We start from the raw sequence: 26684 nt of genomic DNA on the forward strand, positions 1-26684 counted from the left end.
ATCGCATTTCGCTGGGATGCAAGGCGGTCTAAGATGAACTAATAGTCTGACTTTCCAGATGATCCCCGAACCCGCACCCACCGTCCGAGAGCTTCTCGCCTTCTATCTGGAGGCCGGCGTCGATTGCGCGCTCGCCGAGGAACCGATCGACCGCCTGGCGGAATTGGATGCCCCACCGCCGGCCCCGCGTGCGGCGCCTTTGGTCGAGGCACCGCGCCCCGTCGCTGCCCCCGCGGTCATGCGCGGCGAGGCCGCCCCTGCCCCCGACATCGCCATCGCCTCAGCGCGCGAGGCGGCGCGCACCGCGCCGACGCTGGAGGCGCTGCGCGAGCTGATGCAGAGCTTCGAGGGCTGCGCGCTGAAGCACACGGCGACGCGGCTGGTGTTCGCCGACGGCAATCCGCAGGCGCGCATCATGTTCGTCGGCGAGGCGCCGGGCCGCGACGAGGACATCGAGGGCCTGCCCTTCGTCGGGCGCAGCGGCAAGCTGCTCGACCTGATGATCGGAGCCATCGGCCTCAACCGCAGCACCGCCTACATCGCCAACGTGATTCCCTGGCGGCCACCCGGCAACCGCACGCCGACGCCGCAGGAGACGCAGATCTGTCTGCCCTTCATCCAGCGCCAGATCGAGCTGGTGAACCCGGACGTGCTGGTGACGCTCGGCAACCCCTCGACGCAGACGCTGCTCGGAACGCGCGAGGGCATCATGCGCACCCGCGGACGCTGGTTCGACTACGAGACCGGCCAGCGCACCATCCGCGCGCTGCCGACGTTCCATCCGGCCTATCTGCTGCGCTCGCCGTCGTACAAAAGGCTGGCCTGGCAGGACCTGCGCGCGATCGCGAAGGTGCTGGCGGGGTAGATGCTCTCGTGTCCCGGACGCGGTGCGTCACGCAGTGGCGCTCCGCAGAGCCGAGGCACAGACCTACGCTACGTCCCCTTCGGCCGCACGATGGCCCAGCCGATGCGCAGCAGCTGCTGGCGGCCGGTCACCAGCCATTCGAAGGCGCGCGGCACTTCCGGCACGATGCCGGGAAAGCGTTTGAGGATGTCCGGCGGGGGCGTGCCCGCGGTGTCGGAGGCGCGCCAGACCACGACGCCCCCGGTCTCGGCAAATTTCGTCTGATTGATCCATGGCGTGCGCGCAGGGTCGGCGTCGATGAAGAGATGCGGCCGGCCGGAATGCAGCGTGATCAGGCTCGCAAGCTGCGTCTCTCCGGCAACGGCGCGCAGGCGATGGTTGGTGCGGCGGGCGAAGCTGTCGTCGAAGAAATCCGAGATCGCGCGCGCCGGCATCGAGGTCGCAATCTCGTTGGCACCGGTCCAGGGCAGCAACAGGACGGCCAGCACGACGCCGATGGCCGGGGCCACGACGGCCGCGGCCCAGACCGTCCGCAGCATTCGCGCACGGCGCATCGCGATGAGATCGCCGGCCGCGACCACCACGGCGAGTCCGGACACGATCAATACGACCCCGGAACCACCGACGACGGAATCGAGCCCGAGCAGGCCGGAGATCATCACCCCGCCGAGCGCCGGCGCCAGCGCGAAGAAATAGACGAAGTTGCGCGCGAGCGGCGCGACCGGCGGACGATAGATGATCGGCGGCTCCTCGCCCTTTGTGGCGAACAATCCGGTGTTGAGGAAGGCGAGCGCCGGAATCGCGGCGGCCCCGAGCACGAGGCCGCCGAGCAGCCAGGCCGCGTGCAGGGCTCGGGCATTCAGCTCCGAGATTTGCGGCAGGGCCGGCATCACAAGCGTCTCGGCGCGCATCAGCCAGACCGCATAGGGCAGCGCCAGCACAGCGACGACGACAAGCGCGAACAGCGGATCGAGCGCGCGCAGCGTCCGGCGGCCGCCTGCGGTCGAGACCGCGAACACGACGAGCAGCAGCAGCAGGAAGATCGCCGCGGGCGTCGTCAGCAGCAAGAGACCGGCCTCGATCGACCAGGCGAACCAGGCATTGCCGCGGCGCTGGCCGATGATCTGCCAGGAATGCAGCAGCAGCAGCGCCCACAGCGGCCGGGCCAGCACGGGGGGGCCGAAGTCGAGCGCCGACGAGGAGAAGGCGAGCACAGTCATGGTCAGGAGCACGGCGAGCACCGCCTGCTGCGAGCCGACCACGGCGCGGGACAGATGATAGAGCGCAATGAACGTCGCGATCTCGCACAGCTCTGCCAGCACATAGACGCCGAACATGTGGCCGCCGGCGGCGCGATAGGCGATGTCGGCGAGCCAGACCGGCAGGGGCGGCCCGAGGTCGGTGCCGACCTGGTATTCGCGTCCGAAAGCCAGCAGCGTCGCCAGCGTGCCGGGCGGGCTGCGGTAGAACACCAGCGCCACGAACAGCCACATCAAAGCCTGCAGCAGCACGGCGATCCACACGATCAGCCGCGGCCGGGCGCGAATGAGCTCGATGACCAGGGAGGTAAACCGCATGCAACGCCCGAAAGATGCAGCCAACCCGTCCAGCCGGCCCTATTCGCTCACATCTGTTTTGATAAAGGGCGTCACGCGTTGTGGCAACGACGGTCTGCTCCCTCTCCCCGTTCTTGCGCGGAGCGAAAGGCACACGCACAACAGATCGTCGTGCCCGGGCTTAACCGTCCGAAGGACGGCGTCGCTTCGCTCGCCTATGACCCGGCCATCCAGTCTTTCCTGTCGCTCCAGAGAACGCGGATGCCCGGGAATGATGGACAGAGGGCTGGGTTAGGTGCCTAGAGCCCAGCCGATGCGTCGATCTCGACGCTGGCTTCCACCTGCACCTCGACCTCGGTCACCGTAAACAGGTCCTGCACCGGCTCGACGGTCCACGGCATGTGCTTGGCACGCGCGGCGGCGACGGGAGCGAAGAAGCTGCGGTGGTGGATGGTGGGACCGAGGCGATTCAGCGCATCGAGGTGCTCGGGGACGCCGTAACCCTTGTGCTGCTCGAAGCCGTAGCCGGGGCAGTCCTGTGCCAGTGCGCACATCAGGCGGTCGCGCGTGACCTTGGCGATGATGGAGGCTGCGGCGATCGACAGCACGATGCCGTCGCCGCCGATCACGGCCTCGCAGTCGCATTGCGTGTCGAGCCGGTCGCGGCCGTCGACGAAGACATGCCGGGGCGCCTCCGGCAGCGCCACCACGGCGCGCTTCAGCGCCCACAGCGAGGCACGCAGGATGTTGTCGCGATCGATTCGCGCGGGCGAGGCGACGGCGACCGAGACCTGCGCGGTGGCGCAGATCTTGTCGAACAGCTTTTCGCGCTCCTCGGCCGTCAGGCGCTTGGAATCGTCGATGCCGCGCGGGATGCGGTTGGGGTCGAGAATCACGGCAGCCGCCACCACCGGCCCCGCCAGCGGCCCGCGGCCGGCCTCGTCGCAGCCGGCGACCGGCCACACGCCGCGCTTGATCAGCGCGCGCTCGCGGCGAAAGCTTGGGGTGGTGACGGCAATGATACCTTTCTTGCCGGCGGGAATGGCCGTGGTGACATTTGTCTTGGCCGCAGCCGCTTTTGCCGCCTTGGCAGGCGCTGCCTTCTTTGCAGCAGCCTTCTTCTCAGCGGCCTTCTTCTCAGCAGCCGTCTTGGGCGCGTCTTTGGCCGGCTTCGTCGCGGACTTGTCTCGAATCATGACCGGGATCGTGCGCAAGCGGCCCGGCCTGCGCAACCGGGAACCCGGCGCAATTCCCGTTATTCAGGCCGTCCTACTCGGCCAGATGCACCCGCCTGTCGTCGCCGACATCGATGCCGGGGGCGACCACGACCTCCCAAAGATGGCCGTCGGGATCGGCGAAATAACCGGAATAGCCGCCGTAATCGGTCTCGTGCGCGGCCTTCACCGGCTTCGCGCCCTTGCCGAGCGCGAAGGCCATCACCGCATCGACCTCCTCACGGGTCCGACAGTTCCATGCGAGCGTCATGCCGCGGAAGGCCTGCGGCCTCGGCTGGTCGGGCAGCGCGGCGTCGGCCGCGAGCTGGTCCCAGCGATACAAGGCGAGCACCGGACCACCGGTCTCGTAGAACGCGACGGCCTCGCCGGTCGCCTTCAGCCGGCGCGAGAAACCGAGCGCGTCGTAAAAAGCGATGCTGGCACGGATGTCGCTGACACCGAGCGTGATGACGGTGAGCCGCGGCACCGGCACGTTGGGTTCCCTGACCATGCTGCGCCTCTTCCAATCCAAGTAAGAAACAGGGGTCAGAACAGGCTGAGCTGATCGCCGTTCCGCTTCGGCCGCGCAAAGTGATCGGTCGTCAGCTTGGAGCGGCGCTTATTCAGCCCAAGCCGCTCGCAGGCGATTTCGAAGCGGCGGCCGATGGTCCAGGCCATCGGTCCCGTGCCCTTCATCCGCTCGCCCCATTTGGCGTCGTAGTCGCGGCCGCCGCGCATGTCGCGGATCAGGGTGAAGACGTGGCGATAGCGGTCCGGATAATTCGCCATCAGCCACTCGCGGAAGAGATCGCGCACCTCCAGCGGCAGCCGCAGCAGCACATAGGAGGCTTCCTTGACGCCGGCATGGGCGGCAGCATCGAGAATGCGCTCGATCTCGGAATCGTTCAGCGCGGGGATCACGGGCGCGACCATCACGGTGGTCGGAATGCCGGCGTCGGCGAGCTGCTTCAGCGCCTCCAGCCGTTTAGGCGGCGTCGCGGCGCGCGGCTCCATGGTGCGCGCCAGTTTCGGATCGAGCGAGGTCACGGAGATCGCGACCTTGGCGAGGTTGCGCTTGGCCATCCGCCGGAGAATATCGATGTCGCGCAGCACCAGCGCCGATTTGGTGACGATGCCGACGGGATGGCCGGCACGCTCCAGCACCTCGAGGATGCCGCGCATGATCTTGTTCTCGCGCTCGATCGGCTGGTAGGGATCGGTGTTGGTGCCGATCGCGATCATCCGCGGCTCGTAGCCGGAGGCGGCGAGCTCCTTCTCGAGCAGCGCAGGTGCCTCGGGTTTTGCGAACAGCTTGGATTCGAAGTCCAGCCCCGGTGACAAGCCGAGATAGGCGTGGGTCGGCCGGGCGAAACAATAGACACAGCCGTGCTCGCAGCCGCGATAGGGATTGATCGAGCGGTCGAAGCCGATATCGGGGGAATCGTTGCGGGTGATCACCTTGCGCGAGGTGTCGATTGCGACCGTGGTCTTGAACGGCGGCAGCTCTTCCAGGCTCTGCCAGCCGTCGTCGAACGCGACGCGCGCCTCGGCCTCAAAGCGGCCGCTGGCATTGGACTGCGCGCCCCGCCCGCGCCGGCGCGCGCGGTCGATGGCGACGCCAAGTTCTGGAAAATCGGCAGGGAAGTCAGAGTCCGCACCCGCCGGCTCGGAGGGCGCCTTGACCGGCGGGTGCTTGAGAGCATGTGAGGATGCTGCTGGACTCATGCAGCTAAGATAGCATGCAAAAGGAACAAATCAAGAACGTAAACGAAAAACCGGAAAACAACCCCATGCAAAGTAACCCGCCCAAATTTCGGGCGCGGTCCTTTGACCTCACGCAACATGGCTGTCGCAACGATCTCGTTTGATGCCGGTCAGGGATCGATCGCGCCGGAACAATGTTGGTGACGATCGCGGGGCTCAGCTCGGCAAAAATCGGCAAGAACATGACAAATCAAGAACAATCGGCCACAGCGAGCAATGACCTCGATCTCCTCGATCGCTACTGGCGCGCCGCAAACTACCTCTCCGTCGGGCAAATTTATCTGCTCGACAATCCCCTGCTGCGCGAGCCGTTGCGGGCCGAGCACATCAAGCCGCGCCTGCTCGGCCATTGGGGCACGACGCCCGGCCTGAACTTCATCTATGCCCATCTCAACCGCGTAATCCGCGCGCTCGATCTCAACGTGATCTATGTCTGTGGCCCCGGCCATGGCGGGCCCGGCATGGTCGCCAACACCTATCTGGAAGGTAGCTACAGCGAGATCTATCCTGAGATCGCGCGCGATGCGGACGGATTGCGCAAGCTGTTCAGGCAGTTCTCGTTCCCCGGCGGCATCCCGAGCCATGCAGCACCCGAAACGCCGGGCTCGATCCACGAAGGCGGCGAGCTCGGCTACGCATTGGTGCACGCCTATGGCGCGGCGCTGGACAATCCCGATTTGGTCGTCGCCTGCGTGGTCGGCGATGGCGAGGCGGAGACCGGCCCGCTCGCGGCGTCATGGCACTCCAACAAGTTCATAAATCCTGCCCATGACGGCGCGGTGCTGCCGATCCTGCATCTCAACGGCTACAAGATCGCCAATCCGACCGTGCTGGGGCGGATGCCGGATGCGGAGATCCGCGATCTCTTCCGCGGGTTCGGACACGAGCCGCTTTTCGTCGAAGGCGACGATCCCAAATTGATGCACGAGGCCATGGCGGACGCGCTCGACGTCGCGCTCGCCAGCATCCGCTCGATCCAGCAGCACGCACGCGACGGCCGCGGCAGCGTCGAGCGGCCGCGCTGGCCGATGATCGTGCTGCGCAGCCCGAAGGGCTGGACCGGGCCGAAAGAGGTCGACGGCAAGAAGGTCGAGGGCTTTTGGCGCGCCCATCAGGTGCCCGTTGCCGGCTGCCGCGAAAACCCGGCGCACCTGAAAGTGCTCGAAGACTGGATGCGCAGCTATGAGCCCGAAAAACTGTTCGACGCGAGCGGCGCCCTCGTTCCCGAGCTTCAGGCGCTCGCGCCCGACGGCAACAGGCGCATGGGCGCCAACCCGCATGCCAATGGCGGCCTTCTGAAGAAAGAGCTGAAGCTGCCGGACTTCCACCGTTTCGCAATCGAGGTGCCGCGGCCCGGCGGCGTCGTGGCCGAAGCGACGCGCGAGCTCGGCAAATTCCTGCGCGATGTCATCCGCCTCAACGCGAAGGAGCGCAACTTCCGCATCGTGGGCCCGGACGAGACCGCGTCAAATCGTCTCGATGCGGTGTTCGAGGCGACCGAACGGGCCTGGATGGAGCCGATCGAACCCTACGACGTTCATCTGGCGCAGGACGGCCGCGTCATGGAGGTGCTGAGCGAGCATCTCTGCCAGGGCTGGCTCGAAGGCTATCTGCTCACGGGCCGGCACGGCTTCTTCTCCTGCTACGAGGCCTTCATCCACATCGTCGATTCCATGTTCAACCAGCACGCCAAATGGCTGAAGGTCACGCGCGAGTTGCCATGGCGGCGCCCGATCGCCTCGCTCAATTATCTCCTGACCTCGCATGTCTGGCGCCAGGACCATAACGGCTTCAGCCATCAGGACCCCGGCTTCGTCGATCTCGTCGCCAACAAGAAGGCCGACATCGTCCGCATCTACTTCCCGCCCGATGCCAACACGCTGCTGTGGATCGCCGACCACTGCCTGCGCACCTACAACCGCATCAACGTCATCGTCGCCGGCAAGCAGCCGGCGCCGCAATGGCTCTCGATGCAGGACGCCGCCACGCATTGCGATGCCGGCATTGGCATTTGGACCTGGGCTGGGACGGAACAGCCAACGGGCGAGCCCGACGTGGTGATGGCCTGCGCCGGCGACGTGCCGACGCTGGAGACTCTCGCCGCCGTCGATCTCTTGCACAAGGCGTTGCCGGACCTGAAGATCCGCGTCGTCAACGTCGTCGACCTCATGACGCTGCAACCGAAGGAGCAGCATCCGCACGGCCTGTCCGACCGCGACTTCGACAGCCTGTTCACGACGGACAAGCCTGTCATCTTCGCCTATCACGGCTATCCCTATCTGATCCATCGGCTGACCTACAACCGCACCAACCATGCCGGCATGCATGTGCGCGGCTTTGCCGAGGAAGGCACTACGACCACGCCGTTCGACATGGTCGTGCTCAACGAGCTCGACCGCTACCACCTCGCGATCGAGGCGATCGAACGCGTGCCTGGACTGGCGGCCAAGGCCGCGCAGGCCAAGCAGCAATTCCGCGACAAGCTGATCGAACATTCTCGCTATGTGCGGGAGCACGGCGAGGACATGCCGGAGATCCAGGGCTGGGTCTGGCCCAACAGCTCCGGCGGCAACACGCCGACTGAGGCCGGCGACTAGCCATGTCGGACACGGTCCTCGTCCTCAATTCGGGATCGTCGAGCACCAAGTTCGGCCTGTTCGACATCGCGGCGGCTGAGCCCGCCCTGCTCTGCAAGGGCCTGCTCGACGAGCACGAGGCAAAACCTCGCCTCGTCGTGAAGAGTCCGGCGGGCGAGGAGCTGTTCGCGACACGGAGAGAGGCGCCGGATGCCGACGGCGGCGATCTGTTCGCCGACGTGCTCGCCTTCATCGAGGAGAGGTTCGACAACCACAACCTGCGCGCCGTCGGTCACCGGATCGTCCATGGCGGGCCGGACTATTCAGGCCCGGTCGTGCTGACCGACGACGTCACCGCGAAGCTGGACGCGTTGACGCCGCTGGCACCGCTGCACCAGCCGCGGTGCCTTACGCCCGTTCGCGCGCTCGCGGCGATCCGGCCTGCGCTGACGCAGATCGCCTGCTTCGACACCGCCTTCCACCACGGCCTCGCGCCGTCCGCGCGCCGCTTTGCGATTCCACGGCGCTATGAGCAGCGCGGCGTCCGGCGCTACGGCTTTCACGGCCTCTCCTTCGAATATGTCGCGGGACACCTTGGCGAGATTGCTCCGGAGCTCGTCGCCAAACGCACCGTCATCGCGCATCTCGGCAATGGCGCCAGCCTGTGCGCGTTGCGCCACGGCCGCAGCATCGACACCACGATGGGGCTGACGCCGCTCGACGGCCTCGTGATGGGCACCCGCTGCGGCACCATCGATCCCGGCGTACTGCTCTATCTGCAACAGCACGAGAAGATGTCGGCGGAGGAGATCCAGCACCTGCTCTATCACGAGTCCGGCCTGCTCGGCGTCTCCGGCATCTCGGCGGACATGCGAGCGTTGCTGGCGAGCGGCGAGGCCGCCGCGCGTGAAGCTGTCGATTTGTTCGTCTTCCGGGCGGCGCAGCAAGTCGCGATGATGGCCACCACACTCGGCGGCTTGGACTGCCTGGTCTTCACCGGCGGCATCGGCGAGCATGCCAGGGAAATTCGCAGCGCGATCTGCGAGCGCATCGGCTGGCTCGGCGTGCACGTCGATGCTGCGGCGAATGACGCGACGCGCGAGCGGATCAGCGCGGGCGCGAGTGACGTCGAAATATTCGTCGTTCCAACGAATGAAGAGCTGACGATCGCACGGCACTGCAAGATGGTGCTCGTGGGGTGAATTGCCATCGGCGGCCCTTCCCTTCTCCCCTTGTGGGAGAAGGTGGCGCGAAGCGCCGGATGAGGGGTATCTCGCCGCGAGTCTAAATTGCGAGTTGGAGTCGCGGAGACAGACCCCTCGCCCGAGTGAGATTGCATTTCCCAGCAGAGCTGCCCTCTCCCACAAGGGGAGTCGGCACAGCTACGCGCAGCCCTCTCGCTGCACTAATGTGTGCCCGACCATATCTGAAAACACCCGATCGCGACCTCGATCACGATCAGCACCACGACCGCGATCTCGAGGCGGAGCGAGCGCTGGGTGTCGATGATGTCGGTCAGGGCGTTGGCGGTCTCCGACACCGTGGTGAGCTTGCGCTCGAGCGTGTCGAGACGCTCCTTGAGTTCGTACTCGTCCTCGAGACGGGAGTAGAGCCGGTCGAGCTCGGGCTTCTCCCAGAGCACGTCGGGCTTCTCGGCGATCGCGACGCGGCCGGCGACGCGCTGCTGCACCAGCAATGCGTTGCCGATCAGTTGCAGAATGGCCCTGCGCCGGCGCGGCGTGCGGCCGTGTTCGGCGAGCTCGCGCGCAAAAGGTTCGATCACGTCGAAGACCGCCGCGACGCGGCGCTCGTCACGTGCCAGCGACGTGCTCTTGGCGAGCGCATCCGCAACCAGCAGCAGCCGGTCGTCGGAGAATTTGGCAAGGCAGATCGGTCCGCCCGGCTGGATCGCCTCGGCGGCCTCATCGTTGCAGAGCTGCGCCTGCGCGATCTCCTCCTCGTAGGGGCTGAGCTCTCCGGTCACGCGTGACTTCAAATTGTCGATGAGAACCTTCTCTTCCGAAGGGAGCAGACCGATCAGCACCACGACGCCGTAGCGGAAGATCACGGCAAGACCGGCATGGACGCGGAAGGCCGCCGGGGTGGACGAGACCAGCGTCCCGATCTCCAGGCCGGACGCATTGATGCGGTCGCCCAGCATCAGCGCCCGGATCCGCAAGCTCGGCGCAGCCTCCTGCTTCGGCGATGTTGGCGCCGTGCCAACGGGAAGTTGATCGGCGTTCATATGCGGCCTCCGCCGGCACCAACGTCACACATTTTCCTGCTCGGGTCTTTCTCGCAAGGCGCATCGCCTTCGACGTTGTTGTCCCGCGCTGCGCAGCGTCGCCGTAAAATTACGGTGAATGCCGCTGGAATGAGCTCGTGCCGAAACATTCGACAATATTGCCGGCGTCGCCGTGACACATTTGGCTCCGATAACCGGCTGCGGTTTACCATCCACGCCGAAGCGCCGCCAGAAAGTTGCACTCGGCAATGCTACCGGTTTATGACAGCCTCACAATGAACTACGCTTCTCCCGAAGTGCGGACAGTGAAGTCTCAATCATGCTGAGCGTCATCATCCCGACCGAAGGCGTCGAGCAGACGGCGGTGGCAAGTCTGGCCGCGCTGGTGCCCGGAGCCGCCGCCGGCATCGTCCGGGAGGTGCTTCTGGTCGACGGCACCCGTAACGGCGTCATCGAGCGCGTGGCCGACGTTGCAGGCTGCCGTTTCGTCGGCTTCGAGGGGACCTCGCCGGGGGCCGCGCTCGCCGCCGGCGCGCTGCAGGCTCGTTCGCCCTGGTTGATGTTCCTGCCCGCAGGGGCCGTGCTGGAAACCGGCTGGATCGAGGAGACCACCCAGTTCATCCAGGCCGTCGCGACCAGCGGACGGGATCGTGCTGCGGTGTTCCGCTATGCACGCTCGCCTTATGCAGATACCGGATGGCGCGACATCCTCAGGGCCGTGGCACGGGGGCTGGTTGGCCCGTTCGGCGATCAAGGGCTTTTGATTGCCCGTGACCATTACGACCGGGTCGGCGGCTACCCGCCGCAGGCCCGCCGTTCCGAAGCGCAGCTGCTCCGGCGCCTCGGCCGTTCGTCCCGCACCATGCTGCGCAGCCGGATCGTCATGGTCGGCTGAAGCCGGCAGATACTTGCCAAAGTCAAACAATTATTTGACAATGGCAAGTATTGAGGTGATCCATGTCCATCGACAGTACCGACGACCACGTTGCCGCGGTCCGCGCCTTCAACCGCTTCTATACCCGCAAGCTCGGTGTGCTCGACCAGCATCTTGGCAAGACCCCGTTTTCGCTCAGCGAAGCCCGGGTGCTGTATGAGCTCGCGCATCGCGACGACCTCGCGGCAAAAGAGATCGGAAACGAGCTGGGTCTCGACCCCGGCTATCTCAGCCGCATCGTCCAGAACTTCGATGACAAGGGGCTGATCACGCGCAGGCCCCTGCCCGCGGATCGCAGGCAATACCAGCTCAGCCTCACCGCCAAAGGCCGCCAGACGTTCGCCAAGCTGAACCTGAGCTCGCAAAATGAGGTCGCCGCAATGCTGGCTCAGCTTTCGGCCGGCGATGCATCGCGGCTCGCGCAGGCGATGGCGACCATCGAGTCCGTGCTGGAGCAACGCCGAACAAGGCCCGCGGCTATCATGCTGCGCAGCCATCGCGTCGGTGACATGGGCTGGGTGATCTCCAGGCAGGGTGCTGCCTATGCCGCGGACTACAATTGGGACATCAGCTACGAGGCACTGGTCGCCGAGATCTGCGCGCAGTTCATCAGGAATTACGACGCCGCGCGCGAGCACTGCTGGATCGCGGAGGTCGATGGCGAGCCGGTCGGCTCGATCTTTCTGGTCAAGGCCACGGACGAGATCGCCAAGCTACGCCTGCTGCAGGTGGAGAAGAAGGCGCGAGGGCTCGGCGTCGGCCGCGCGCTGGTCGAGCAGTGCATCCAGGGCGCACGCGACCGGGGCTACAGCAGGATGACGCTGTGGACCCAGAGCATTTTGGTCGCCGCGCGCGGCATCTATAAGACCGCCGGCTTCAAGCTCGTGAAGGAAGAGAAGCACCACAGCTTCGGTGCCGATCTGGTCGGCGAGACCTGGGAGATGGATCTCTAGCACTGTCGCAAGGCCGTCGGCGTGGGAGATACCGGTCAGCCATCCGCACCTACGCCGTCGCGCCCTGCGCCTTCGGCCTTCGCAGATGTTCGTCCAACCGCGGCATGATCTCGACGAAATTACAGGGCCGCGTCCGGTAGTCGAGCTGGGCCGCGAGGATGCCGTCCCAGCCGTCGCGGCAGGCGCCGGGGGAGCCGGGCAGGCAGAAGATGTAGGTCGCGCCCGCGACGCCCGCGGTGGCGCGACTCTGGATCGTCGACGTCCCGATCTTGGCGTGGCTCAGCATGTGGAACGCGATCGAGAAACCGTCCATGCGCTTTTCGAACAGCGGCTCGATTGCCTCCGGCGTGACGTCGCGCCCGGTGAAGCCGGTGCCGCCGGTGGTGATGACGACGTCGACGCCGGCATCCGCGATCCACCGCCGAACGACGTCACGGATCGCCTCGACGTCGTCGGTGACGATCTCGCGCGCGGCAAGACGATGGCCGGCAGCGGTCAGACGGTCGGCCAGCGTCTGGCCGGACTTGTCGTCGCTGAGCGCGCGCGTGTCCGACACGGTGAGGACCGCGATGTTGAGCGGGATGAACTGCTTGGATTCGTCGATGGAAGCCATTGATGCGTCTCTCATGTCCCGGACAAGGTGCGGCACATCAGCGCCGCGCCGCAGAGCCGGGACCCATCTGGAGACTTGGGAGACCGGCATTGTGGGCCCCGGCTCTGCAGCGCACCGCTGAAGAACAGCTGCGCTGCGTCCGGAGCACGCAGTCTTGTTTGCTACCCCCCGCCGCCGAACGTGTTGCAGGCCTGAACCGTGCCCTGCTGGTAGCCGGTCATGAACCATTGCTTGCGCTGTGCCGCCGAGCCGTGCGTGAAAGAGTCTGGCACGACGCGGCCCGTGGCCTGACGCTGCAGCGTATCGTCGCCGATCGCGCTCGCGGTGGTCAGCGCGGCGTCGATGTCGCCGGCCTCCAGGAAGTTCGGACGCTTCTTCGCCTCGCGATTGACCCAGACGCCGGACAGGCAGTCGGCCTGCAGCTCGACCTTGACCTGGAGCGCGTTGGCCTCCGCCTTCGAGCCCGCCTGCTGCTGCAGCCGCGTCACGCGCGGGATGATGCCGAGCAGGTTCTGGATGTGATGGCCGGCTTCGTGCGCGATGATGTAGGCGGTGGTGAAATTGCACGCGGACTTGCCGGAGCAGCCGCGGAAGCGCGTCTCGACCTCCCGGAAGAACGAAGTGTCGAGGAAGATGGTGCGATCCGGCGGGCAATAGAACGGCCCCATCGCCGACTCCGCCCGGCCACAGCGGCCGCCATTGGTGACATTGCGGAACAGCACGACCTTCGGGCCGGTATAGGACTGGCCCGAGGCCTGGAAGATCTCGCTCCAGCGATCGTCGATCTCGCCGAGGATGCCCGAGATCATGCTGCCCATCTCGTCTGTCGGCGCGCCGCGCTTGCCTGACGAGGATTGGCGGTCCGTCTGGTAGCTCGGTGCCTGGCCGCCGCCGGTGAGAATCTCGGCGCCGCCGATCAGGATGCGCGGATCGATGCCGAAGGCGTAGCCGACCAGACCGAGGATGATGATGGTGCCGATGCCGAGCCCGCCGCCGCCCATGGGCAGGCCGAACCCGCCGCCTCCGCCGCCGCCAAAGCCACCACCTTCGTCGCGACGATCCTCGATGTCGTCGCTGCGGCGGAAGTCATCGTAACGCATGGCGGCCTTTCCCTCCGGTGTCCCGATTCGCGGGCCCTGCTTCAGTGTCGTCGGCTCAATGGGCGCACAGCTCCCGAAAGCTCAACGCGCCACACACGTAAAATTTCCGTTGCCTTTATCAATATCGTGGCCGGCAAAAATTGCCTAGTGCGGCAACCTGCCGACGCCAGCAATATTTTCCGAGGGTCGAGCAATTTTTTCCGAGAGAAATTTGCGGTCTTTTTGCAGCCATGATGGCGTCCGCAGCCCGGGCAATCGCGAAATCCTCTGTAAAACACGGCGAATGCGCACGATGACATGCACGCAGAACGGGATAAGCGACTTGCTCACCAAAGCGGCGGATTAAGTCGATTTTTACTTTGCCGCTTCAATGTAACGGTCAGTCGGTTGTTTGGTCCCGCGTCGCCGACAGCGTCGCCTGAGTCAGAGTTCTTGAGTCATGGTAGAGTCGCGTCGCGGGGCGTCTGCAAGGGCGCCCCGCACAAATTTTGAGTCTCCGTCGCATCGCATCATCCTCGGCGATTGCGTCGCCGAGATGTCGAAGCTTCAGGCTGCTTCGGTCGATCTCGTGTTCGCCGATCCGCCCTACAATCTCCAACTCAAGGGCGATCTCAAGCGCCCCGACGAATCCCACGTCGACGCCGTCGACGACGATTGGGACAAGTTCGATTCGTTCTCCGCCTATGACGATTTCACCCGCGCCTGGCTGCTTGCCGCGCGCCGCGCGATGAAGCCGTCGGCGACGATCTGGGTGATCGGCTCCTATCACAACATCTTCCGCGTCGGCGCGATCATGCAGGACCTCGGCTTCTGGCTCCTGAACGACATCGTCTGGCGCAAGTCGAACCCGATGCCGAATTTCCGCGGCCGCCGCTTCACCAACGCGCATGAGACCATGATCTGGGCCGCGCGCGACGAAAAGGCCAAGGGCTACACGTTCAATTACGAGGCGCTGAAGGCCGCCAATGAGGACGTGCAGGCACGGTCCGACTGGCTGATCCCGCTCTGCACCGGCGAGGAGCGCCTCAAGGGCGCGGACGGCAAGAAAGTGCATCCGACGCAGAAGCCGGAAGGCCTGCTGGCGCGCGTGCTGCTGTCGTCATCGAAGCCCGGCGATCTCGTGATCGATCCGTTCAACGGCACCGGCACCACCGGCGCCGTCGCAAAACGCCTCGGCCGCTCCTATATCGGCTTCGAGCGCGACAAGACCTATGCGAAGGCCGCTGAGCAGCGCATCGCCAGGGTCGAGCCGCTGCCGGAAGCCAGCCTCGCCCCGTTCATGACCGCGCGCGAAGCCCCGCGGGTCGCGTTCTCCGAGCTGATCGAGCGCGGCATGATCATGCCCGGCACGAAGCTGTTCGACGCCAAGAAGAAGCTCGGCGCATTGGTCCGTGCCGACGGCGCCATCATGTTCGGCGACAAGGTCGGCTCGATCCACCGCATCGGCGCGGTGGCGCAGGGCGCCCAGGCCTGCAACGGCTGGACCTTCTGGCACGTCGAGACCAAGAAGGGTCTCAAGCTGATCGACGAGCTGCGCGCCGAAATCCGCGCCGGCATGGCGGCGGAGTAGGCTCCCTTCGCCGTCATTCCGGGGCTGGCGAAGCGAGAAGCCGGAATCCATCCAGCCACGTCCATGCCGCCTAATGGCTTCCGGGCTCGCGCTTCGCGCGCCCCGGAACGACGGCGTCAATGGTTGAATGCCGCCGCCGCCAGGACTAGACTCCCCCGATCAGCCTCCGTCCTGGCCGGACCGCTCCCATGCGACGACAGTCCGAGACATTGCTGTTGGTGCCGCTGCTGCCGATCTTCCTGGTCGGCATGTTTCCGATGTTCCTGATCGCCCTGCTCGGCTTCGCCGGCCTCGCATTGTTCGGCGTGCTCGTGATCTCCGTCGGACTCGCCAGCAGCAACGAGGCGCACGACAATTTCAATCACGACGTCATCGTCCACGGCTATGCCCGCGGATCGGAGCGCAAGGCCCAGGCCTCCGACATGCATCTGGCCACCCGGCTCGGACTGCGCCTGGAGGCGGTCGGCGTGGCGATGGTCCTTACGGCGGCGATCGGCCTTTGTTACGCCGGCTGATCTGCGTACCGCGCAGATACCGCCCGGCAAACTCGCCGGTTGCCCTCTTCGACGCTGTTCAGGCAAGAGAGGCGGCGCGGCAATGACGCTGCATTCGCGCCTGGCAACAAACCCTGGGGAGACCGATGCTCAAATTCTATTTCAACGGATCGCCGAACCCGACCAAGGTCGCGCTTTATCTCGAAGAGTCCGGGCTGCCCTACGAGCCGGTGAAGATCGACACCCGCAAGGGCGAGCAGTTCACGCCGGACTATCTGAAGATCAATCCGAACGCCAAGGTGCCGGCGATCGACGACAATGGCACCATCGTTTTCGACTCGAACGCCATCCTGCTCTATCTCGCCGAGAAGACCGGCAAATTCCTGCCCGCCGCCAGCGTGCGCGGCGAGACGCTGTCCTGGCTGATGTTCATCGCCACCGGCGTCGGACCCTATTCGGGCCAGGCGGTGCACTTCAAGCATTTTGCGCCGAAGGACCTGAATCACGACTACGCCCATAACCGCTACCAGTACGAAACCGATCGCCACTACAAGATTCTCGACGGTCACCTCGAAGGCCGCCGCTACATGGTCGGCGACGACTATTCGATCGTCGACATGGCGCTGTGGGGCTGGGCGCGGATGCTGCCGTTCAAGCTCGGCGACGACGCCGTTGCGCGCTACCCGAACGTGAAGCGGCTGGTGGACGAGATCTCGGCGCGCCCCGCAGCGGGCCGTGCGATCGCGTTGAAGGACAAGTTCACCTTCAAGGCCGAGATGGACGACGAGGCGCGCGCCAACATGTTCAAGCACATGACGACCAAGGTCGCCTGATCGCACGACGACGCCGGTCGGGCCACGCGCATGCGCGTGGCCCTTTTGCTTTCAAGCCTCAGGCAACGTGAACCGAGCTGAGGAACTTGGCGACTTCCTGCTTCAGCCGGTTGCTGTCGGCCGACAGCAAGCGCGCCGCCGAGAGCACCTGCGACGAGGCTGAACCGGTTTCGGACGCCCCGCGCTGCACGTCGCCAATGTTCGTCGAGACCCGCTGGGTGCCGTGAGCGGCCTGCAGCACGTTACGGGAGATTTCCTGCGTGGCCGCGCCCTGCTGCTCCACCGCGGCGGCGACCGCGGAGGAGATCTCCGACAACCGCTCGATAGTGCCACTGATCTCCTTGATGGCGCCGACCGATTGCTCGGTCGCCGTCTGGATGCTTGCAATCTGCTGGCCGATCTCGCCGGTGGCCTTCGCGGTCTGCTCGGCCAGCGCCTTCACCTCGGTGGCGACGACGGCAAAGCCGCGGCCGGCATCGCCCGCACGAGCGGCCTCAATGGTGGCGTTCAGCGCCAGGAGGTTGGTCTGACCCGCGATGGTGCTGATCAGCTCGACCACGTCGCCGATCCGGGCCGCGGCCTTGGAGAGCTCGCCGACGCGATCGTTGGTCCGGCTGGCCTGGCCGACGGCTTCGCCCGCAATGCGTGCGGACTCCTGCACCTGGCGGGCGATCTCCCCGACCGAGGACGACAGCTCCTCGGTCGCGGTGGCAACCGCCTGGACATTCGCGGTCGCTTCCTGGGACGCGGAGGCGACCTCCGTCGACAGGTCCTGGGCTCGGGAGGCCGTCGTGGTCAAGGTGCCGGCAGAGGCTTCGAGCTCGCTCGAGGCCGTCGACACGGTGTTGACGATCTCGCCCACGGCCTGCTCGAACTGGTTGGCGAGCCTGGCCATGTCCTTCTTGCGGCTTTCGGCCTGCCCTGCCTCGAGTTCGGCCTGCTCGGCGCGCATGCGCTCGGTGTCGATCATGTTGTCCTTGAACACCTGGATCGCCTTGGCCATGTCGCCGATCTCGTCGGTCTTGCCGCGACCGGGGATCTCGACCTCGAGATTGCCGCCGGCAAGCCGCCCCATCGCGCTCGTCATCGAGGCCAGGGGCCCGACAATGCTGCGGGCGATCAGGAACGCGACGATGGCGCCGAACAGGATGGCAAGGCCGCCTGCGATCTCCTGAATGGTCGTCGTGCTGGCGATCACGGCTTCGGCCTGGCTGCGCGAGTCCTGATAGTCCTTCTTCAAGGTCGTTTCCGCGGCCTTGAGCCTGCCGATGCTGTCGACGATGAGGGGCGCGAGGTTCTTGTGATAGATCTCGTCGGCCTGAAGCATCGCGGCGGATGTCGTCTCGAACGCCGATTTGTAGAGGCCGAGCGCGGTCTTCACCGGCGCCAGTGTCGAGCGCAGTTCCGTCGCCTGCGGGCTCTTCTCGATCGCCGCGAGCCGTTGTGCCGCCCTGTCGACGCTGGCCCGGAAGCTCGCCGGCCCCTGCACATCGCGCAAAGCCAGGAAACGCCAGTTTGCGATTCGGACCAGGAGGATCCTGGATTCGAGGTCGGCGACGAGGGCCGCGGTGTCTTCGTCCACGGCCGCGCGCGCCACATCGACCAGCTTGCCGGTCTTGGTGGCGAGATCCTCGCCGCTCGGCAGCAACGTCGCCTTGCCGGTTCTCGCCTCGTTGACGGCGTCGCCGAGATTGTCACGCAGGCGTCGCATTTTGCCGATGTCGTCGATCAGGCCGTTGTAGAGCGCCCGCCGCTCCTCGGAGGCCGTCCCCTTGGCGCCGACCCGCAACAGCTCGGTCGCCGCGGTCTCGCGCTCTTGCGCCTCCTTCATCGCGGGTTCGTTGGCATCGTAGATGTAGCGCAGATTGGCGCGCTGGATGGCCTGAAGATGGGTCGAGATCTCCAGCACCCGCGCCGTGCTGTCCGAGAGCGCGGACTGTCTTGCGACCTGATCCTGGACCGCCCACAAATTCCAGACGGCGACCACCGCCATCACGAGACCAACCGCCACCAGGGCCATGAAGCCTGCGTACAGGCGTCCCCTGATCCGCAAACGAAACTTCGGCATTCCCACTGTCCACCAAGATGCATTTCACTTCGGGCAGCCGAACGAGTCCGGCGAGCGTCGCCGGCCACCTGGCAGCCGCGCGTCGCGTCCTTGCGACCCACGCTGCACCGCGACACAATGGAGGACACTCGTTAATTGAACCTTCAAATTCTTCGCGCGTGCGCGCCTCGTCGCACATCGACTTGCTGATTTTATCGGCAGCTATGCGAAGTCATGCAAGAATTCGCAGCGGCATGCATAGCGTCGCACGCGAACCTCAGAGGACGCTGGCTTGCTGCAGTTTGCCGAGGGCGTGGTCGACCACTTCCAGCGTGTACGGCTTCTGGATGACCGGCACCGATGCAAGCTCGGCCGGAAGCGGCGCGCGCTCGCCATAGCCGGTTGCGAAGATGAAGGGCACGCCGATCTCTTTCAGTTTCTGCGCCACCTTGATGCTGCTCTCGCTGCCGAGGTTGAGATCGAGCAGGGCAAAACTCGGCCGCGTGCGTTCAATCGAACGCAGCGCCTGATCGACGCTCGCAGCGGTGTCGACGTGGCGTGCGCCGAGATCGAGCAGGATGACCTCCGCCGCCATGGCGATGATCAGATTGTCCTCGACGATCAGCGCGGTCTCGGACAGCCGTGGACGGCTGGACTGTTGCTCCTCGATGCGCATGGCGGCTCCTGCTATTGATGGCACGATTTCTACGAAATTTGCGGGGATGACGAACGTCGCCTGCACACCCAGAAGATCGAAGCGGATCTCGGCATCGCCCTTGAGATCGAACGGCACCGAGCGCTCGATGATCGTGGTGCCGAAGCCGCGCCGCGACGGCGGCTGCACCGGCGGGCCGCCGCTTTCCTTCCATTCGATCACCAGGCTCGACGAAGGATCGAGACGCCAGACCACCTCGACGCTGCCGGTGGAATCGGCGAGCGCGCCGTATTTGGCGGAATTCGTCATCATCTCGTGGACGACGAGCGCCAGCGTGGCGAACGCCTTGGGATCCAGCGCGACATCGGGCCCGCCCATCTTCACCCGGCCTGCGCGCGCCCCGAGATAGGCGCCGGCCTCGGATTCGACGAGGGTTCGCAGCGCCACCGGCGCCCAGTTCAGATTGGTGATCTGGTCGTGGGCGCGCGCCAGGGCCTGGATGCGGCCGCCGAGAACGCTGGCGAACTCCTCGACGCTCGTCGCGGTGTCCTTGCTCTGCGCCACCAGGGCGCGGACCAGGCTCAGGATGTTGCGGACGCGGTGGTTGAGCTCCGCGATCATCAGCTCCTGCCGCTCCTGCGCGCCGCGGCGCTCGCGCGCGGCGAGGTCGGACAATTGCAGGATGACTTCCAGCAGCGTGACTCGCAGGCTCTCGGCGATGCGGATGTCGGCCGCCGACCACGGCTTCGACTGGCCCGCCACCGTCTCCTGCCACAGTTCGAAGCTCTTGCGCGGCGTCAGCCGCGGCCCGTTCGGACCTTCATCATAAACCTTGTCGGGAGCGCCGGCCCAGTTCACGGACCGCACGACCTCGCGGCGGAAGAAGATCAGGCAATCGCGCGGGGTTCGCGAGATCGGAATGGCGAGAAAACCCGCCGCACGGTCGCGGAAGGACTGGCCGGCGGCATAGACCTTGGCGATCTCGGCGCTCGCCAGGATCCGCCCCGGCGAGGTCCGGTTGATGAAGGCGACGAGGTCCTTCACTTCCTCCTCGGTCGGCGTGTCTCCTTGAAGCGCGATCTTGTTGTCCGACCACACCGCGACGCCGTCGCAGTCGATCATCTTGCGATAGTCGCCGAGGAAGTCGACGATGGCGCGGCGGCTGTGCTCATGCGCAGCCGCGATCTCGATCAACCGCTCCTGAACCTGGTGGGCACGGGCTTCATAGGCGACGTCGCCCTCGCGCTCGCGCCCCTCGACGATCCAGGAGAACATCTGCCCGAACAGCTCGGAGGCCGTACGCTTGTCGAATGAGATGTAACGCGGCGAATAATGATGGCATGCAAACAATCCCCACAGCTTGCCGTCGCGCAGGATCGACACGGACATCGAGGCGGCGACACCCATGTTGCGCAAATATTCGATGTGAATCGGCGAGACCGAGCGCAGCACGCTCATCGAGAGGTCGAGCAGCCCGGCATTGTGCGTGGCCGTGGACACCAAGGCTGCCGGCACGGCATTGACGTCGGCGATGATACGCAGCCAGTTGCGCTGATAGAGCGCTCGAGCCTGCCTCGGAATGTCGGACGCGGGATAACGCAGGCCGAGGAAGGATTCGAGTCCCGCCTCCGCGGTCTCGGCGATCACCTCGCCCGATCCGTCCGGGTGAAACTGGTAGACCATCACCCGGTCGAAGCCGGCCAGCGCCTTGAGCTGGCGCGCCGCCTCGCGCGCGAGATCGGTCATGCCGCGCGTCTTGCGGATCCGGTCGAGCATCAGGCGGACGAGCTCGCCGGAGTTGACACCCGGCTCGCGGACGCTCGGCTCCGCCTCGATGATGAGGTAGACGCCGGAGAAATGGATCGAGAGATCGTATTGCGGCTTGCCGGCCTGGAGCTCGATACCGAACAGGCGCTCGGTCGCATCAGGCCCGCTCAGATGATCGACGCGGCTGCGGATGGTCTCGACGGCCGCTTCGGAGATGACGGTCGCCAACGGCCGCTGGAGGAGATCGGCAAGGTCGCTTCCGAGAAAGCCGCCGACGTTGTCCGAGGCCATGCAGATCGTGAAATCCGAGAGAACGACGAGCATGAAGCCAAACGGCTGCACGCTGCCGGGAATGTGGATCGGCTCGCGATCGCAATTGGTGAGATTGACGGCCTCGTTCATGCGCGGTCCGCCGCCTGCTCGAACGCGGCGAAGGCCATGCGCGCCGCAGCGATCACCTCGACCTCGTCGCAGGCCTCGCTTTCGAGCTTCGCCAGGAAGCTCTGCCAGAGCCGCTGGCCTGCCCCGTGGCGGAGATAGAGAGTGGCCGCACTGATGCGCGGATCGGCGGCCTCCGCGACCTCTTTCAGCAGGAACTTGGCCCCGAGCCGGGAGCCCTCCAGCACGTACATGGTCCCGAGCAAGCCACCGGGCGTCAGCGGCAGCACCGACACGGGAGATGGCGCGGCGCTGCCGAGCCGTCCGAGATCGGCCGCGATCGCCGCGCTGCGCGCCCGCTCCGGCCAGTCGGGAAATATGTCGGTGACGCCAGCCACAACGAGCGCGGCTTCGAGCGGAAGCAGCGCGCCGGCGCTGGCCTGGAGAAAGCGGCGATAGCCGGTCAGGACGGTGAGATCGAACGACGACAATTGCGCATCGAGCTCCCGGTGCGCCGCCGCGGTCGCGTCTCTCAATCGTTCACGGAGTCCGGGAAAGCTGCGGTCTACCTGTGTCGAAACGTCCGAAACCCCAGCCAGCATGAACTTCCCAAACGCGCGCGATGCCGCGGCGCAATTGCCCCGGAAGCGAAGAAAACGCCGGCGGAACCCAAAGGGTTCCACCGGCGCTGCAAAATTGGCGCGGGTGACGGACCATGCCCCCAGACCTCTATTGCCGGAGGCGGGGCTTGTGCAGCTCGTACGTGATCTCCGCCCTGGTCACTCCGCAGTCCAGAAGCTCCCGCTCGGTCATTGCAGCGAGTTGATTTCGGACCCGGGACCGTTCGCGCTTGTTCCGGAGCATCTCGACGAGCGCCTGCCAGGCCCGCATGACCCTCGCCGGCTCGGCCCGATCACACCGGCCGGCGGACGTGACGCGCACGCGCCTCAGCTCGCGGCTCTCACCGGCGCCTGCGGAAAAGGACCGAGCGCCCGCTCCGTCAGGATCGAGTCGCAGTACTCGCGGATTTCCGTGATCTTGCCGTCCTCGAGACGAAACACCAGGCAATAGTCGTTGTCGTAGCGCACCCCCTCAGGCGTGACGTTGTCGCCCTTGGCCTCCACGACGACTACGTCGCCGTCGGCGATGAAGCGGTGCGCGACCGTGCGCGTGCGATCACGCAGGCGGCTGCGCACATAGCCGTGCAGATCGCCAAGGATCGCCTCCTTGCCCGAAAAGGTGCGCGACCAGGAATATTGGCCGGTGACGACCCATTTGGCGTCCTCGGCAAGGCTTGCAGCGAACAGGGCGCGATCGCGCGCGGCCGGATCGGGATTGGCGGCGGCGGCGAAAATATCCTGCATCAGTTTCTTGTTGGCGGCGGCGCTCATGGCGGCATCTCCGTTTGGTGAGAACACGGAGATCATCGCCGCGCGAAGACAATTCTTCAAATCGATAGAGAATATGATATCTATTCGTTTGATGAATTTGACTTCGCTCGACCTCAATCTGCTGACCGCCCTCGACGCGCTTCTGCGCGAGGCCAACGTCAGCCGTGCCGCCATGCGGATCGGGCTGTCGCAACCGGCGACGAGCCACGCGCTGCAGCGCCTGCGCGACATCTTCGGCGATCCGCTGCTGGTGCGCACCGGGGCGCGGATGGAGCTGACGCCGCGGGCGCAGGCCCTGCGCGCGCCGCTTGCCCAGGCGCTCGACCAGGTGCGCGGGTTGTTCGTGCCCGACGATTTCGATACCGCGCGCAGCGAACGACAATTCCGCCTGATGATGCCAGATCTCGCAGTCGAGCTGCTGATGCCGCCGCTGATGGAGAAGGTGACGCGGGCCGCGCCCAATGTTCGCATCGACGTCGTGCCGTGGCGGGGACCTGCGATCTTCCACGCCGAGTTCGCCCAAACCATCGACATCGTGATCTCGATCGGCAATGCCTTCAAAGGCTTTCACCGCCAGCTGCTCTACACCGACAGCGATGCCCTCGCGGTGCGGCGCGGCCACCCCTGGGCCGCGAAGCTGAAGCGGCGCGAGACCTTCCTGGCCGCGCGCCATGTCGGCGTGATCATCCGCGGCAGCAACGAGGATCTGATCGACACCTGGCTGCAAGCCAAGGGCATCGAGCGGCATATTTCGCTGGTCGTATCAGGCTATCTCGAAGCATTGCACGTCGCCGCCCGGACCGATCTCGTCGCCTTCGTGCCGCGCCGGCTGATCGCCGCATTGTCGAAACAGCTCGGCCTCGTCACGGTGACGCCGCCGCTCGACCCCGGCATCGACGAGCAGTTCATGTTTCATCCGACGCGCGCCCAGATGGACCCGGGCTCGATCTGGTTGCGGCGGCTGATGCTGGAAACGGGCCGGGAGCTGGAGACGAAATCTTCGTAGGGCGGATTTGCGAAGCGTAATCCGCCTACCTCGTCGAGATCGCTGAGCATGGTGGGTTACGCCGAGCAAATGCGCTTTGCGCATCTGCTCAGCTAACCCACCCTACAAGAGCTGTCACGCCTTCTGCGCCGCCATCACCTTCGCCACCGCCGGTCGGTCCGACATGCGCTTGAAGTGATCGGCGATCTTCGGCGTGGCTTTGATGTCGACGCTGTCGCCTTCGAGCCAGGTCGAGAGCGTGTAGAGATAGGGATCGCAGATCGTGTACTGCTCGCCCATCACCCACGGCCCCTTGAACATCTTCTGCTCCATCAGCGCAAAGCAGGCGGCCATGGTCTGCGGCACCTTCGCCTTCATGTCGGCGAACGAGCTCTCCTGCGTCGCCCAGCGCGCACCGCGCATCTTGTGGGCGTGATTGATGTGCACGGTCGAGCACAGATAGGAGTTGAACGACTGCACCTGGGCGAAGTCGAAGGGATCGTCGAGCGGCGCGAGCTTCGCCTTGGGGAAGGTCTGCGCGAGGTAAGCCAGCATCGCCGGCGTCTCGGTGAGGACGCCGCGATCGGTCACCAGCGCCGGGACGCGGCCCTTCGGGTTGATCTTGAGGTAATCCGGGCTGTTCTGCTGGTTGTCCTTGAAGCTCAGCCGCTCGGCCGTGTAGTCGGCGCCGGCCTCTTCCAGCGTGATGTAGGTGGCGAGCGCGCAGGTGCCGGTGGCGTAGTAGAGCTTGAGCATGTCGGACCTCATGGGAAAACCCGAGGTTAACGGCCCCCCGCCGCGCCGTCCATAGGCGACCTCTTCGCAGTTGCCCACCGCCGCCCTGCCATGCGAAGACGCGTCAATCGGAGGGGGATTGTCATGACCGTACTCATCGCCGGTGGCGGCATCGGCGGCCTGACGCTTGCGCTCAGCCTGCACCAGATCGGCGTTCCCGTAAAAGTGTTCGAGAGTGTCGCCGAACTTAAGCCGCTCGGCGTCGGCATCAACGTGCTGCCGCATGCGGTGCGCGAACTGATCGAACTCGGGCTTTTGGACAGGCTGGACGCCAGCGGCGTGCGGACGCGCGAGCTCGCCTATTTCTCCAAGCACGGCAAGCCGATCTGGAGCGAGCCGCGCGGGCTGGAGGCCGGCTACAAATGGCCGCAATTCTCGATCCACCGCGGCACGCTGCAGCAGCTCCTGCTCGACACCGCGGTCGAGCGGCTCGGCCGCGGCAACATTCTCACCAGCCATCATCTGACCGGTTGGACCGAGACCGCAGACGGCGTGCGCGCCGACTTCATCGACCGGGCGACCGGTAAGGCCGCCGGGACCTATGATGGCGCGATCCTGATCGCGGCCGACGGCATTCATTCCGCCGCGCGAGAAAAGCTCTACCCGAACGAAGGCCCGCCGATCTGGAACGGCCGCATCCTCTGGCGTGGCGTGACGCCAGCAAAGGCGTTCCTCAGCGGCCGCACCATGATCATGGCCGGGCATGAGATCCTGAAATTCGTCTGCTATCCGATCAGCAAGGAGCCGGATGCATCGGGCAATCACCTGATCAACTGGGTCGCCGAGCGACATATGCCCCCGACCTATCAGTGGCGGCGCGAGGATTATAACCGGACCGCGCGGCTGGAAGAGTTCCTGCCCTGGTTCGAGAGCTGGCAGTTCGACTGGCTCGACGTGCCCGGCCTGATCCGAAACTGCCCCCACGCCTATGAATATCCGCTGGTCGACCGCGACCCGGTCTCGCAATGGACTTTTGGCAAAGTCACGCTGATGGGCGATGCCGCGCATCCGATGTATCCGATCGGCTCGAACGGCGCCTCGCAGGCGATCCTCGATGCCCGCACCATCACCCGCGAGATTCTCGCGCATGGCCCGACGAGCGCGGCGCTGCTCGCCTATGAAGCCGAGCGCAGGCCCGCGACCACCGACCTCGTCCTGCTCAACCGCAAGAACGGCCCCGAGCAGGTGATGCAGCTGGTCGAGGAGCGCGCGCCCGACGGGTACCAGGTCGTCACCGACGTGTTGTCGCAAAAGGAGCTGGAAGACATCGCGGCGAACTACAAGCGCGTGGCGGGGTTCCAGGTGGAGGCGCTGAACGCCAAGCCGCCGATCGTGAGCAAGGATGCGCGGGCGGAAGCTTAGGACTTCGCGCGAAGCGAGATGCGCATGAATGCGCCCTGAGGGGTTTTGTCCCCCGCGTTCAACTCGCGATGAGAGTTCGTGGAGAGATACCCCTCATCCGGCGCTTCGCGCCACCTTCTTCCGCAAGGGGAGAAAGGAAGAGGAGCGCGCGGCCCGGCCTATTTCCCCACCACCCTCGCCGCCTCCAGCAATCGCTCGCTCGCGCTCGCCGTTGCCAGCACCGTGCCGTCTTCCGCCATCAGCTTCGCCTCGACGAACGCAATCGTTCTGCCGAGCTGCGTCACCTTGGCCTCGCCGATAATCGTCCGAGGCTTGGCCGGCGCCAAAAAGTTCACGGTCATGCTGATGGTGGTGGTGTAGAGCCGGCCCTCGCTCATCACCAGCACGGCCGGGCCCATGGTGTCGTCGAGCATGGCCGAGAGCATGCCGCCCTGGATGAAGCCCGCCGGATTGCAGAACTCGGGCTTACCCTCGAAGGCGAGCTTGATCCAGCCCTCCTCCGGACGGGCGTCGAGCAGGCGCCAGCCGAGGAGTTCGGCGCAGGGCGGCCTTGGAAAATTGTCGAGCGCGGTCTTGACCATTGGCAG

The 26684-nt window shown here is 65.6% G+C and carries 24 protein-coding genes; 10 read left to right on the forward strand and 14 right to left on the reverse strand.

The features are described from left to right. Positions 1–58 precede the first annotated feature (58 nt). Positions 59–865, forward strand: coding sequence for a uracil-DNA glycosylase family protein (locus tag RPS27_RS37625; RefSeq protein WP_212065575.1), 807 nt, complete (start codon positions 59–61; stop codon positions 863–865). 68 nt (positions 866–933) lie between these two features. Here RPS27_RS37625 and RPS27_RS37630 read toward each other — a convergent pair whose 3' ends face one another. The 4 genes from RPS27_RS37630 to RPS27_RS37645 all read right to left on the reverse strand — a co-directional run bounded on the left by RPS27_RS37630 (position 934) and on the right by RPS27_RS37645 (position 5360). Further along, on the reverse strand, positions 934–2442 hold the full coding sequence (locus RPS27_RS37630) for a glycosyltransferase family 39 protein (protein WP_212065576.1): 1509 nt from the start codon (positions 2440–2442) through the stop codon (positions 934–936). Between the two features lie 278 nt (positions 2443–2720). Further along, positions 2721–3617, reverse strand: coding sequence for a ribonuclease HII (locus tag RPS27_RS37635; protein WP_212065577.1), 897 nt, complete (start codon positions 3615–3617; stop codon positions 2721–2723). Between the two features lie 73 nt (positions 3618–3690). After that, positions 3691–4146 (reverse strand): VOC family protein, encoded by a 456-nt coding sequence (locus tag RPS27_RS37640; protein WP_212065578.1) that lies wholly within the window; start codon positions 4144–4146, stop codon positions 3691–3693. A 35-nt stretch (positions 4147–4181) separates the two neighbouring features. Then, positions 4182–5360 (reverse strand): PA0069 family radical SAM protein, encoded by a 1179-nt coding sequence (locus tag RPS27_RS37645; protein ID WP_212065579.1) that lies wholly within the window; start codon positions 5358–5360, stop codon positions 4182–4184. 221 nt (positions 5361–5581) lie between these two features. Here RPS27_RS37645 and RPS27_RS37650 point away from each other — a divergent pair, with 221 nt between their 5' ends. Together RPS27_RS37650 and RPS27_RS37655 are read left to right on the forward strand one after the other, a co-directional pair. Further along, on the forward strand, positions 5582–7996 hold the full coding sequence (locus RPS27_RS37650) for a phosphoketolase (protein WP_212065580.1): 2415 nt from the start codon (positions 5582–5584) through the stop codon (positions 7994–7996). Between the two features lie 2 nt (positions 7997–7998). After that, complete coding sequence (locus RPS27_RS37655) at positions 7999–9177, forward strand: acetate/propionate family kinase (protein WP_313755028.1); 1179 nt, start codon at positions 7999–8001, stop codon at positions 9175–9177. A 203-nt stretch (positions 9178–9380) separates the two neighbouring features. Here RPS27_RS37655 and RPS27_RS37660 read toward each other — a convergent pair whose 3' ends face one another. Next, positions 9381–10220, reverse strand: a complete 840-nt coding sequence (locus tag RPS27_RS37660) for an RMD1 family protein (protein ID WP_212065582.1) — start codon at positions 10218–10220, stop codon at positions 9381–9383. A gap of 319 nt (positions 10221–10539) precedes the next feature. On the opposite strand from RPS27_RS37660, the gene RPS27_RS37665 reads away from it, so the two are divergent. Together RPS27_RS37665 and RPS27_RS37670 are read left to right on the forward strand one after the other, a co-directional pair. Further along, complete coding sequence (locus RPS27_RS37665; protein ID WP_211419439.1) at positions 10540–11115, forward strand: glycosyl transferase; 576 nt, start codon at positions 10540–10542, stop codon at positions 11113–11115. A gap of 62 nt (positions 11116–11177) precedes the next feature. Beyond that, on the forward strand, positions 11178–12107 hold the full coding sequence (locus RPS27_RS37670) for a helix-turn-helix domain-containing GNAT family N-acetyltransferase (RefSeq protein WP_212065583.1): 930 nt from the start codon (positions 11178–11180) through the stop codon (positions 12105–12107). Positions 12108–12156: 49 nt separating this feature from the next. On the opposite strand, the gene moaB is transcribed toward RPS27_RS37670, so the two are convergent. Both moaB and RPS27_RS37680 read right to left on the reverse strand, forming a co-directional pair. Next, positions 12157–12720, reverse strand: coding sequence for a molybdenum cofactor biosynthesis protein B (gene moaB, locus RPS27_RS37675; protein WP_211419441.1), 564 nt, complete (start codon positions 12718–12720; stop codon positions 12157–12159). A 161-nt stretch (positions 12721–12881) separates the two neighbouring features. Further along, positions 12882–13820 (reverse strand): neutral zinc metallopeptidase, encoded by a 939-nt coding sequence (locus tag RPS27_RS37680; RefSeq protein WP_194406621.1) that lies wholly within the window; start codon positions 13818–13820, stop codon positions 12882–12884. A gap of 439 nt (positions 13821–14259) precedes the next feature. Between RPS27_RS37680 and RPS27_RS37685 the strand changes: the two genes are divergently transcribed. The 3 genes from RPS27_RS37685 to RPS27_RS37695 all read left to right on the forward strand — a co-directional run bounded on the left by RPS27_RS37685 (position 14260) and on the right by RPS27_RS37695 (position 16717). Beyond that, positions 14260–15390, forward strand: a complete 1131-nt coding sequence (locus RPS27_RS37685) for a site-specific DNA-methyltransferase (RefSeq protein WP_283818352.1) — start codon at positions 14260–14262, stop codon at positions 15388–15390. Between the two features lie 188 nt (positions 15391–15578). Further along, positions 15579–15905: a hypothetical protein gene (locus RPS27_RS37690; RefSeq protein WP_212065585.1), complete on the forward strand. Its 327-nt coding sequence runs from the start codon at positions 15579–15581 to the stop codon at positions 15903–15905. Between the two features lie 125 nt (positions 15906–16030). After that, positions 16031–16717: a glutathione S-transferase family protein gene (locus RPS27_RS37695; RefSeq protein WP_211419443.1), complete on the forward strand. Its 687-nt coding sequence runs from the start codon at positions 16031–16033 to the stop codon at positions 16715–16717. Positions 16718–16775: 58 nt separating this feature from the next. Here RPS27_RS37695 and RPS27_RS37700 read toward each other — a convergent pair whose 3' ends face one another. The 5 genes from RPS27_RS37700 to RPS27_RS37720 all read right to left on the reverse strand — a co-directional run bounded on the left by RPS27_RS37700 (position 16776) and on the right by RPS27_RS37720 (position 22955). Beyond that, positions 16776–18785: a methyl-accepting chemotaxis protein gene (locus tag RPS27_RS37700; protein ID WP_212065587.1), complete on the reverse strand. Its 2010-nt coding sequence runs from the start codon at positions 18783–18785 to the stop codon at positions 16776–16778. A 256-nt stretch (positions 18786–19041) separates the two neighbouring features. Further along, on the reverse strand, positions 19042–21588 hold the full coding sequence (locus RPS27_RS37705) for an HWE histidine kinase domain-containing protein (RefSeq protein WP_313755029.1): 2547 nt from the start codon (positions 21586–21588) through the stop codon (positions 19042–19044). Beyond that, positions 21585–22166, reverse strand: a complete 582-nt coding sequence (locus tag RPS27_RS37710; RefSeq protein WP_212065589.1) for a biliverdin-producing heme oxygenase — start codon at positions 22164–22166, stop codon at positions 21585–21587. Before RPS27_RS37710 ends, RPS27_RS37705 begins: the two co-directional genes overlap by 4 nt. Before the next feature lie 127 nt (positions 22167–22293). Then, entirely contained in the window at positions 22294–22455 is a 162-nt protein-coding gene (locus tag RPS27_RS37715) for a DUF1127 domain-containing protein (protein ID WP_211419447.1), read from the reverse strand. A 56-nt stretch (positions 22456–22511) separates the two neighbouring features. Further along, positions 22512–22955 carry a nuclear transport factor 2 family protein gene (locus RPS27_RS37720; RefSeq protein WP_212065590.1) on the reverse strand — a complete coding sequence of 148 codons (444 nt, stop codon included), beginning with the start codon at positions 22953–22955 and terminating at the stop codon, positions 22512–22514. Positions 22956–23046: 91 nt separating this feature from the next. Between RPS27_RS37720 and RPS27_RS37725 the strand changes: the two genes are divergently transcribed. Continuing rightward, positions 23047–23961: a LysR family transcriptional regulator gene (locus RPS27_RS37725; RefSeq protein ID WP_212065591.1), complete on the forward strand. Its 915-nt coding sequence runs from the start codon at positions 23047–23049 to the stop codon at positions 23959–23961. A gap of 114 nt (positions 23962–24075) precedes the next feature. Here RPS27_RS37725 and RPS27_RS37730 read toward each other — a convergent pair whose 3' ends face one another. Further along, complete coding sequence (locus tag RPS27_RS37730) at positions 24076–24696, reverse strand: glutathione S-transferase family protein (RefSeq protein ID WP_194408204.1); 621 nt, start codon at positions 24694–24696, stop codon at positions 24076–24078. Between the two features lie 123 nt (positions 24697–24819). Here RPS27_RS37730 and RPS27_RS37735 point away from each other — a divergent pair, with 123 nt between their 5' ends. After that, positions 24820–26097, forward strand: a complete 1278-nt coding sequence (locus RPS27_RS37735; protein ID WP_313755030.1) for a flavin-dependent oxidoreductase — start codon at positions 24820–24822, stop codon at positions 26095–26097. 158 nt (positions 26098–26255) lie between these two features. On the opposite strand, the gene RPS27_RS37740 is transcribed toward RPS27_RS37735, so the two are convergent. After that, positions 26256–26678, reverse strand: a complete 423-nt coding sequence (locus tag RPS27_RS37740) for a PaaI family thioesterase (RefSeq protein ID WP_313755031.1) — start codon at positions 26676–26678, stop codon at positions 26256–26258. Positions 26679–26684 lie beyond the last annotated feature (6 nt).

It is taken from the genome of Bradyrhizobium sp. WYCCWR 12699, from assembly GCF_032144035.1.
In the GTDB taxonomy this organism is placed as follows: domain Bacteria; phylum Pseudomonadota; class Alphaproteobacteria; order Rhizobiales; family Xanthobacteraceae; genus Bradyrhizobium.